10 protein-coding genes and 1 riboswitch are annotated in these 9,442 nt (G+C 31.7%); of the genes, 7 read left to right on the plus strand and 3 right to left on the minus strand.

From position 1 onward, the window contains the following. Positions 1 to 4 precede the first annotated feature (4 nt). From LQ608_RS10810 to tenA, 3 genes are all read left to right on the plus strand, one after another. Positions 5 to 1,180, plus strand: a complete 1,176-nt coding sequence (locus tag LQ608_RS10810; protein ID WP_239751862.1) for a YbfB/YjiJ family MFS transporter — start codon at positions 5 to 7, stop codon at positions 1,178 to 1,180. An 18-nt stretch (positions 1,181 to 1,198) separates the two neighbouring features. Then, positions 1,199 to 1,555, plus strand: coding sequence for a DUF2200 domain-containing protein (locus tag LQ608_RS10815; RefSeq protein ID WP_239751864.1), 357 nt, complete (start codon positions 1,199 to 1,201; stop codon positions 1,553 to 1,555). An 87-nt stretch (positions 1,556 to 1,642) separates the two neighbouring features. Continuing rightward, positions 1,643 to 1,750, plus strand: a riboswitch (TPP riboswitch). A 64-nt stretch (positions 1,751 to 1,814) separates the two neighbouring features. Further along, positions 1,815 to 2,492, plus strand: coding sequence for a thiaminase II (gene tenA, locus LQ608_RS10820; protein ID WP_239751866.1), 678 nt, complete (start codon positions 1,815 to 1,817; stop codon positions 2,490 to 2,492). 69 nt (positions 2,493 to 2,561) lie between these two features. Here tenA and LQ608_RS10825 read toward each other — a convergent pair whose 3' ends face one another. The 3 genes from LQ608_RS10825 to LQ608_RS10835 are packed head-to-tail and all read right to left on the minus strand — an operon-like array spanning position 2,562 to position 4,832. Then, positions 2,562 to 3,455, minus strand: a complete 894-nt coding sequence (locus tag LQ608_RS10825; RefSeq protein WP_239751868.1) for a VOC family protein — start codon at positions 3,453 to 3,455, stop codon at positions 2,562 to 2,564. Positions 3,456 to 3,512: 57 nt separating this feature from the next. Continuing rightward, the gene (locus tag LQ608_RS10830; protein WP_239751870.1) at positions 3,513 to 4,205 is read right to left on the minus strand and encodes a GNAT family N-acetyltransferase; all 693 of its coding nucleotides are present in this window, start codon (positions 4,203 to 4,205) and stop codon (positions 3,513 to 3,515) included. Positions 4,206 to 4,256: 51 nt separating this feature from the next. Continuing rightward, positions 4,257 to 4,832 carry a phosphatase PAP2 family protein gene (locus LQ608_RS10835; protein WP_239751872.1) on the minus strand — a complete coding sequence of 192 codons (576 nt, stop codon included), beginning with the start codon at positions 4,830 to 4,832 and terminating at the stop codon, positions 4,257 to 4,259. 163 nt (positions 4,833 to 4,995) lie between these two features. Between LQ608_RS10835 and LQ608_RS10840 the strand changes: the two genes are divergently transcribed. From LQ608_RS10840 to LQ608_RS10855, 4 genes are all read left to right on the plus strand, one after another. Beyond that, positions 4,996 to 5,910, plus strand: coding sequence for an LCP family protein (locus LQ608_RS10840; protein WP_239751874.1), 915 nt, complete (start codon positions 4,996 to 4,998; stop codon positions 5,908 to 5,910). A gap of 77 nt (positions 5,911 to 5,987) precedes the next feature. Then, entirely contained in the window at positions 5,988 to 6,281 is a 294-nt protein-coding gene (locus LQ608_RS10845) for a winged helix-turn-helix transcriptional regulator (RefSeq protein WP_239751876.1), read from the plus strand. Positions 6,282 to 6,358: 77 nt separating this feature from the next. Next, entirely contained in the window at positions 6,359 to 7,213 is an 855-nt protein-coding gene (locus tag LQ608_RS10850) for a fructosamine kinase family protein (protein ID WP_239751878.1), read from the plus strand. 243 nt (positions 7,214 to 7,456) lie between these two features. Beyond that, positions 7,457 to 8,839, plus strand: coding sequence for an amino acid permease (locus tag LQ608_RS10855; protein WP_115337079.1), 1,383 nt, complete (start codon positions 7,457 to 7,459; stop codon positions 8,837 to 8,839). Positions 8,840 to 9,442: the final 603 nt, after the last annotated feature.

Here is a 9,442-nt window from a genome sequence, read left to right on the forward strand (position 1 = left end):
TAAATTGTCAGCTAGTAAAGCGTATAAACAACTAATATTAGGTATGCTATCACTTTTTATTGTTATGGCGATTGGACGTTTTTCTTATACGCCCATTTTACCTTTCATGCAAAAAGCAACGCATTTAAGCAATCAAGACGCTGGATTATTAGCTACAATCAACTATTTAGGTTACTTGATTGGTGCGATGATTCCTACATTCTTAATTATGAGAAGCAAGGTCATTGATTTAAAAATATATTTATTAATCAACATTATTTCTGTATTACTTATGGGCTTTACGCATGACTTTATTACATGGAATGTTCTGAGGTTTGTAGCTGGTATTACGAGCGGTACTGTATTTGTACTTGCTTCTAATGTCGTATTAGAAGGTTTAAATAAAGGCGGTAAGTCTCATTTATCTGGATTTTTATACAGTGGTGTTGGAATTGGAATATTCACGAGTAGTATTTTTGTTCAATTATATACAGATAGCGAGACATGGTCATCTACTTGGATCATATTAGGTGTTGCTTCTTTATTAATGGGTTCAATTGTTATTTTCTTAATGAAAGATATAAAAGAACCTTTAAATTTGGAGCAAAAGAAATTAAATATTGAGACTGATAAAAAAGAAACATATACAAAATGGTTTATGGTGTTCTTTTCAATTGCTTATTTACTAGAAGGAGCAGGATATATCGTTACAGGTACTTTCTTAGTTGCTATTGTTGAATCTATACCAAATCTAAAAGAATATGCTGCATTAAGTTGGATGTTTGTAGGTTTAACAGCAATACCTTCGTGTGTATTATGGTCCATTTTAGGGAATAAGATAGGATATATTAAAGCGATTTATCTTGCATTTATGCTTCAATTTATAGGCGTTATATTGCCAGTGTTTTCACATACTACAATAAGCTTAATTATAAGTTCATGTTTATTTGGAGGAACTTTCTTAGGTTTAACGACTTTATTTATGTCACGAGGACAAATAATGAGTGCAATATCTGGTAAAAATTTAGTAGCACTATTAACATTTTTCTATAGCCTCGGACAAGTTATTGCACCATATTTTGCAGGAATATTAATTGGAGATACTGATAATTATAATGGTGCACTTATTTTTGCATCATCACTATTAGTGTTAGCGATTATTGCTATATTTTTAAGTCAAAGACAACGTCAACAAACATAAACGAAAGAAGGATAAAACATGAAAAAAGAAAAAGTATATGCAATGCCAGTTTCAAGTGTATATCCACATTATGTTACTAAAGCAGAGAAAAAAGGAAAAACAAAAGAAGACGTAGATGAAATCATCCTTTGGCTAACAGGTTATAGCCAGCAGGAATTAGAAGGAATCTTAGAAAACAAAACAGACTTTGAAACATTTTTTAAAGAAGCACCAAACAAAAATCCAAATAGAAAACTTATCAAAGGCGTTATTTGTGGAATAAGAGTAGAGGAAATCGAAGAACCACTAATGCAAGAAATCAGATATTTAGACAAACTAATTGATGAACTTGCAAGAGGAAAGAAAAAAGAGAATATATTTAGAAAAGAAAAGTAAGAATCGTGGGAATGAATTATGACTTTATTTGCAAAATATATACAAAACCGATATGTTGTAACTGAATGAAAATTAAATAAAAAAATATTAAACCACTGGAAGTGCCTTTTGAAAGGCTGAGATTAAAGTGAAACTTTGAAATTCCTTGAACCTGATCCAGTTTATACTGGCGTAGGAAAGTGGCGTATCTATAATTAGAGTATAAGTAGACGCTATTTTCTTAATGAAAATAGCTTTTTTTTATATAAGGAGGATATAAATGAAATTTACAGATAGAATATTTAAAAGAGTTGAACCAATTTGGAAGTCTTATATGGATCATCCTTTTATTCAAGGATTAGGAGATGGGTCACTTGATGAAGAAAAGTTTAAATATTGGTTAAAGCAAGATTATGTATATTTGATTGAATATGCAAGGCTATTTTCTATTGGTGCAGCTAAATCTCCAGATTTACAGATGATGACAACTTACGCCGATTTAGCTTATGATACTTTGCATACAGAAATGGATTTGCATCGTAGCTATGCTAAACAATTTGGGATTACGGAAGAGGAACTTGAACAAACAGAACCAGCTCAAACTACATTAGCATATACAAGTTATATGTTGAATTTAGCACAACAAGGTGGAATCGAGAATGTTATTGCCGCAATACTAACGTGTACATGGAGTTATAGTTATATAGGATTGAAATTAGCAGGAATTGAAGGTTCAAAAGACCATCCACTATATGGAGAATGGATTAAAATGTATGCATCACAAGAATTCAGTACATCTAAAGAAGACTGCATTCAATTAATGAATAACGTAGCTGAAGGAAAGACAGAAGAAGAATTACAACGTTTAGAAGATATTGTCGTAAAGACAAGTTACTATGAATACATGTTCTGGGAAATGGCAGAGAAACTAGAGACATGGCCAGTACCAGTAAAATAAAACTAGCGCGTTAGAACACAAAAATTAATATATAAAAAAGAGAAAGCACAAAATGCTTTCTCTTTTTTATTACTTTCCTTCGTATGCTTTTATTAAAGTGTCTACATCAAACTTCTTCATTTTCAAGAACGCTTCGGTTAGGCGTTTGATTTGTTCTGGTGTGCCTTCTTCAGCCATTTTATCCATTATTTTAGGTACGATTTGCCAAGAAACTCCGAATTGGTCTTTAACCCAGCCGCATTGTTCTGATTCTGGTACGGCGGACAATTTATCCCAATAATAATCGATTTCTTCTTGGTCATCTAAGTTCAGCATCAGTGAAATACCTTCATTTAAGTTGAAATCATGTTTGTGTGCACTATCTAATGCAACAAAATATTGATTTTCTAGTTTGAATTCTGCGTGAGCTAATGTGTCTGGTTTATCTGGTTCCATACCTTCTGGATAGTAATACTTACTAGTGTCACCACTATCTTTAAATATGCTTGTATAATAATTGATTGCTTCTTCAGCGCGACCTACATTATCATTAATAAACATAAATGATGGTCTGATACGGTCATCAAATTCTTGATCGGTAATTAGCAGTTGCCATGATACTTCAAATTGATCTTCTAACCAACCGTATTTTTCACTAAAGTCGTATTTTTCTAACTCCATCATTACTTTACCGTTTTCTGCTAGTGCAGACCATACTTTATCTAATAAGTCTGCTTCTGATTGTTTAAATAATACAGTAAATGAAATAGAAGGGTTTTTCACAAAGTAAGGACCAGCATTAATTGCCATAAATCTATAACCAAAAATATTAAAAATAAACTGTTTGGAATCTCCTGATGGTGTGTCAGTAAAAGTTACATCTGTTACAACTTCTGATTCTGGAAAGACTTTCATATAAAAATCGACTGCTTCTTGGGCTTCTTTATCGAACCATAAGTGTGGGACTATTCTTTGATTATTCATCAATTCATCTCCTCGACAGTTTACCTTTATAATACCCAATCAGTAGAAAATAAACATTTATTTAATTGATAGTTTATTAACTTGATTACCATCACTATTGAAATTCTTTTCGTCTAGCCAATCTTCATACTGTTGTTTAATATTTGGCCACTCTTTATCTGTAATAGAGAACCAGTCTGTATCTCTAGTTCTACCTTTATATACTAATGCTTGTCTGAATGTACCTTCATAAGTAAAACCTAATCGAAGTGCTGCTCGTTTAGAAGGTTCATTTAAACTGTCACATTTCCATTCATAACGTCTATATTCTAAAGTTTCAAATACATATTTAGCAAGTAAATACTGAACTTCAGTAGCAATACGCGTTCTTTTTAAAAGTGATGAATAATGGATATGGCCCACTTCAATTGATGAGGCTTTAGTATTAATTCGTAAAAGTGATAATATGCCTAAAGCTTTACCAGTTGCTTTGTCTATTATCGCAAAGAAATAAGGGTCTTGAGACTCAATTCGAGTATTCATTAATGCATTGAATTCATCACTATCGTGAATCGGTTCATTCGGTAAGTATGTCCAATTTGCATCATTTTCTTTCGCACATAACAGTGTGAATAGATCATCTACATGACTTGAATTTAAATGTTCTAATTTACTATACTTACCTTCAATTGTATTAATGCTAGGTTTTTTAGGATTCTGGAAAGATTTGACCTCGTCACCAATAGGTTGATTGAAGTTATTATATCTCATAAAAAAACCTCCTTGATTGTATGGTATCACAAAATAAAGGAGGTGAAATATTTAATAAATAGTATATTTTTTCGAAATCTTATTTACGCATAAAAAAACTAAATGAACAATAATTAAGCTAGATAAAGTATCTGAGAAAAAGTGAGCATTTAAATAAATTCTTGAACACATCATAGAAATAATTACAATTACAGAAATAAACTTTACAATGCCTTTGTTGTATAAAGCGAGCAATACAAATATAGCTACAAATAATATTAATGTGTGCAAACTTGGAAAGCTATAGCCATCAATTAAATCAGAAGGTCTTGGTCTTTGGACGGTATATTTTAATAATGTTCCTATAATTATTGAAGTTACAGAAAAAATTAAATAAAGTAAGACCTTTTTCTTGTTGAGAATAAATAAACCTAAAAGTAAGACAGCGATTAAGATAACTGTATGTAAAGGTGAAAATATAAAAGAAAAAATAGATAAATAATTGTGTAATCTAAAGTCTACAGCCATGTTTTGTATAAAATGACTTACAGAACTATCTATTAGAGATATGTATCCAGTAAGAATAGATACGATGATTAACAGTAAAATAATTGAATAGGCTATTATGAGTTTTGAATTTTTCTTCATGGTGATATAAGTTCCTTTGTATTTTATTTTTTAACTTTATTCAATTTTAAATAAAAAAACAATTTTAAACAATAAGACTTTAGGACTACCTAAAAAATATTTAATAAGTTACAGAAAAATGTTATCATCGAGAGTATGAAATAAAAAATATAGGAGCTTAACTATGAAATTAACAAGAAGAGGCAAGATTACAATATTTATTGCTGCTATTATCATAATAGCTGGAATATTCTTAGTAACTAAGGTTGTTAACTTAAATAATAAAGTATATCAACCAATAAATAAGCAAGATACAAAAAATGTTAAGGAAAAAATTAAACATAACAAACCAATATCAATCGCCATATTTGGAGTGGATTCTAATAAAGAAAGAGAATCTGAGAATATTGGAGAAAGAACGGATTCAATCATGTTGGCTTCTATCAATCCCAAAACAAAAAAAACACAATTAGTTAGTATACCGAGAGATATGGCTGTTAATATACCTGGATATTCAAATCATGATAAAATCGCTCATGCTTATGCGTATGGTGGATCAAAAACAGCAGTTCAAACGCTGAAGAAAGAATTTAATATCCCTATTGATGGTTATATTACAGTTGATATGGATGGTTTTAAAAAAACAATCGACGCACTGGATGGAGTTTCAGTTAAAAGTAATAATTCATTTAAGTTTCATGGAACGACTTTTAAAGCAGGTGAAAAAGTTAAGTTATCTGGAGACGAAGCATTAGATTTTGTGCGTAGTCGAAAAGAAACAGGTGCTGGTGATGATGAGGGTAGACAAGAGCGACAAAGAATAGTAATAGAAGCTACTAGTAAAAAATTAAAAAACAATTTAAATATTAACAACTTCAATAAATTAATGAATGTAGCTCAAGATAACATCACAACGAGTTTTAATCTAAATGACACAAGAAAATTAATTTCAGAATATAAAGATGCAACAGAACATTTTGAGAAAATATCTATAGATGGTGTGAACCAAGTAGAGAATGACGGGATATGGTATTTTGAAGCGGATGATGTAGCTAAACAAGAAATCATTAAAGCTTATAATAACAATCTTGAAAGTTAAGATAATATATAATTTTCAAGTTATGTTATAGTTTAAACAAGTTTTTCAAAATACCTTATACGAGAAGAGGTAAAAATATGCATTCAGTTAACGAGGACAAAGTTATTTCTAACATCAATCAATTAGGTCATAACTATGGGTTAATAGTATTGGCAAAATTAAGCAATGTAGAGAGAGAAGAGAGGGATTTATTCTCAGAACTTGTAAGTTATGATCAGCAAAAGATTAAACAATCACTCGAATTATTAGTTGAAAATGAATTTCTACTAGTTAGAATAGAAGAAATTATGCCACCGAATATATATTATTCTATATCAGAAAAAGGAGAACAATTAAGTCCTTTTATAAAACAGCTTGAACAGATGAAATGATAATAGATATATCTCTCATTTCTCATAATTGAGCTCGTTATCATATTCATTTACACTATTATATAGGAGGGATAGTCATGAATAAAGATTGGCAATCACAATTACCTATAGATAATATCCAAGAAATGAAACCAGTTAGTGGTGGAGATGTAAATGAAGCATATAAAATAGAAACGACAAATGGACCATATTTTTTGCTTGTTCAACATGATAGAAGTGATGACTTTTATGCAGCTGAAATTGCTGGCTTAGAAGCGTTTGAAGCGGCTGATGTAACTGCTCCTGTTGTTAAAGCTCATGGACAAATTAATGGAGATGCTTATTTATTGTTAAGTTATCTCGAAGAAGGTCATTCTGGAAATCAAAGAGAACTAGGAAAGCTTGTGGCGAAGTTACACAGTCATCATGAGCCACACGGTAAGTTTGGATTCCATTTGCCGTATCATGGAAGTGATATTACTTTTGAAAATGGTTGGAAAGATACGTGGATTACTATATTTGTAGAACAAAGACTAGACCAATTGAGAGATGAAATTGTGAATAGAGGATTATGGTCTAAAGAAGAACTTTCATTATTTGAAAAAGTACGTGAAAAGATAATCAAAACTTTAGAAAATCATAATAGTAAACCTTCATTATTACATGGAGATTTATGGGCAGGTAATTACATGTTCTTATCTAATGGAGAACCTGCTCTTTTCGACCCTTCACCTTTATATGGTGATAGAGAATTTGATCTTGGAGCTACAAAAGTGTTCGGAGGATTTACGAATGAATTTTATGATGCATACAACGAAGCTTTACCTTTAAGCAAAGGTGCAGATGATAGAATTAAATTTTATGAACTTTATTTATTAATGGTACATTTAGTGAAATTTGGTTCTATGTATGCAGGAAGCGTGAACAGAATAATGGCAGAGATTATACAATAAAATATACTTGGAAATACAAGAGTGATATTTTAGCTAAAGAGTTAAAATATCACTTTTTTTGTAGAAAATAGATGATATTAGTGTATAAATTACAATATTATGAACATAATTCATTTAAAATAATAAAATTTAGAAAACGCTTTCTAGTAACGCTTTATTTTCTGACACTTTATAGTATAATTGTCCCATGAAGTTTGACGCATTTAAAATTTGATGAATTGAAACAAGGAGTGACACGAAATAATGGAAGACAATCATTTAAAAAGAGGTCTTAGTTCTCGTCAAGTACAGATGATCGCACTTGGTGGTACTATCGGTGTTGGTTTATTCATGGGTGCATCAAGTACGATTAAATGGACTGGGCCATCTGCAATATTTGCTTATTTAGTAGCAGGTCTATTCTTGTATTTAGTAATGAGAGCAATGGGAGAATTAGTTTACTTATATCCAACTACTGGTTCATTTGCTAACTATGCAAGTGATTATTTACATCCAGTTGCAGGTTATGTAACCGCATGGAGTAATATATTCCAGTGGATAGTAGTAGGGATGAGTGAAGTTATAGCCGTTGGACAATATATGCAATATTGGTGGCCAGAATTACCAACCTGGGTACCAGGAGTCATAGTTGTAGTTACATTGGCAGCAGCGAATTTAACTTCAGTTAAAGCATTTGGTGAATTTGAATTCTGGTTTGCTATGATAAAAGTAGTGACAATTATTTTAATGATTATTGCAGGTTTCGGTTTAATATTCTTTGGGCTAGGAAATGGCGGAAATGCTATAGGCTTAGGCAATTTAACTGAACACGGAGGATTCTTCCCTAATGGTATTGTAGGCTTCTTCTTTGCTTTATCAATGGTTGTTGGTTCCTATCAAGGTGTAGAGTTAATAGGTATTACAGCAGGTGAAACTAAAGATCCACAGAAAAATATTAAAAACGCTGTAAATGGTGTTATATGGCGTATATTAATCTTTTACATAGGTGCAATATTTGTTATTGTAACTGTTTATCCTTGGGATCAATTAGGTAATGTAGGTAGTCCATTCGTTGCAACATTTGCAAAAGTTGGTATTACAATAGCAGCAGGATTAATTAACTTTGTTGTAATTACAGCTGCAATGTCTGGTTGTAACTCAGGAATCTTTAGTTCAAGTCGTATGGTATATACGTTAGCTCAAAAAGGACAAATGCCACGTATATTTACGAAAGTAATGAAAACAGGCGTTCCATTCTTTGCAGTGTTAGCCATTTCAATTGGTATTTTTGTAGGTGTTATCTTAAATATCGTACTACCATTAGTAATAGATGGTTCTGAAAATATATTCGTGTATGTATACAGTGCTTCTATTTTACCAGGTATGGTACCTTGGTTTATGATTTTACTAAGTCACATACAATTTAGAAAAAAACATCCAGAAGAAATTAAAAATCATCCATTCAAGATGCCATTCGCACCATATACTAACTATATAACATTAGGATTCTTTATTTTAGTATTAATCGGTATGTTGTTTAACGCAGAAACAAGAGTATCGGTAATTATCGGTATAGTATTCCTATCAGCAATGACACTTATTTATTTCTTAAGAGGTTATCATAGAATAGATAAAGGTGAATATTAATAAAAGAATATTGGGAGTGGGACAGAAGTCCTAACTCAAAATAAATAAGCATATCACGTAACTGAACTTTTCAGTTTTACAGTGATATGCTTATTTTTTTATCTTACGATTTTGTAAAGTGCATGCTTGCCTAGGGGTATGGCTCGAGCCTGTAGTCTCTCACACATACTATTCCCTCAGGCGTCCACACTTACAAAATCGTTGAAAATATACAGTTTTATATAATCTTACGATTTTGTAAAGTGCATGCTTGCCTAGGGGTATGGCTCGAGCCTGTAGTCTCTCACGCATACTATTCCCTCAGGCGTCCACACTTACAAAATCGTTGAAAATGTCTGTAAGAAGGGTGCTAAGGGACAAAATTCAGAGAAATGTCCGTAAGAGGTAGTGTAAGGGACAAATTTCCGAGAAATGTCCGTAAGAGGTGTTGTTAGGGACAAAATTCAGAGAAATGTCCGTAAGAGGTGGTGTAAGGGACAAAATTCCGAGAAATGTCCGTAAGAGGTGTTGTTAGGGACAAAATTCCGAGAAATGTCCGTAAGAGGTGTTGTTAGGGACAAAATTCTGAGAAATGTCCGTAAGAGGTGTTGTTAGAGACATAAT

Source organism: Mammaliicoccus sp. H-M34 (assembly GCF_022386495.1).
GTDB classification, from domain to species: domain Bacteria; phylum Bacillota; class Bacilli; order Staphylococcales; family Staphylococcaceae; genus Mammaliicoccus; species Mammaliicoccus fleurettii.

What these genes read in the sequence shown, in the direction of transcription:
- LQ608_RS10815 (WP_239751864.1), top strand. Translation starts at nt 1,199, where the DNA reads ATGAAAAAAGAAAAAGTATATGCAATGCCAGTTTCAAGTGTATATCCA.
- tenA (WP_239751866.1), top strand. Translation starts at nt 1,815, where the DNA reads ATGAAATTTACAGATAGAATATTTAAAAGAGTTGAACCAATTTGGAAG.
- LQ608_RS10825 (WP_239751868.1), bottom strand. Translation starts at nt 3,455, where the DNA reads ATGAATAATCAAAGAATAGTCCCACACTTATGGTTCGATAAAGAAGCC.
- LQ608_RS10830 (WP_239751870.1), bottom strand. Translation starts at nt 4,205, where the DNA reads ATGAGATATAATAACTTCAATCAACCTATTGGTGACGAGGTCAAATCT.
- LQ608_RS10835 (WP_239751872.1), bottom strand. Translation starts at nt 4,832, where the DNA reads ATGAAGAAAAATTCAAAACTCATAATAGCCTATTCAATTATTTTACTG.
- LQ608_RS10840 (WP_239751874.1), top strand. Translation starts at nt 4,996, where the DNA reads ATGAAATTAACAAGAAGAGGCAAGATTACAATATTTATTGCTGCTATT.
- LQ608_RS10845 (WP_239751876.1), top strand. Translation starts at nt 5,988, where the DNA reads ATGCATTCAGTTAACGAGGACAAAGTTATTTCTAACATCAATCAATTA.
- LQ608_RS10850 (WP_239751878.1), top strand. Translation starts at nt 6,359, where the DNA reads ATGAATAAAGATTGGCAATCACAATTACCTATAGATAATATCCAAGAA.
- LQ608_RS10855 (WP_115337079.1), top strand. Translation starts at nt 7,457, where the DNA reads ATGGAAGACAATCATTTAAAAAGAGGTCTTAGTTCTCGTCAAGTACAG.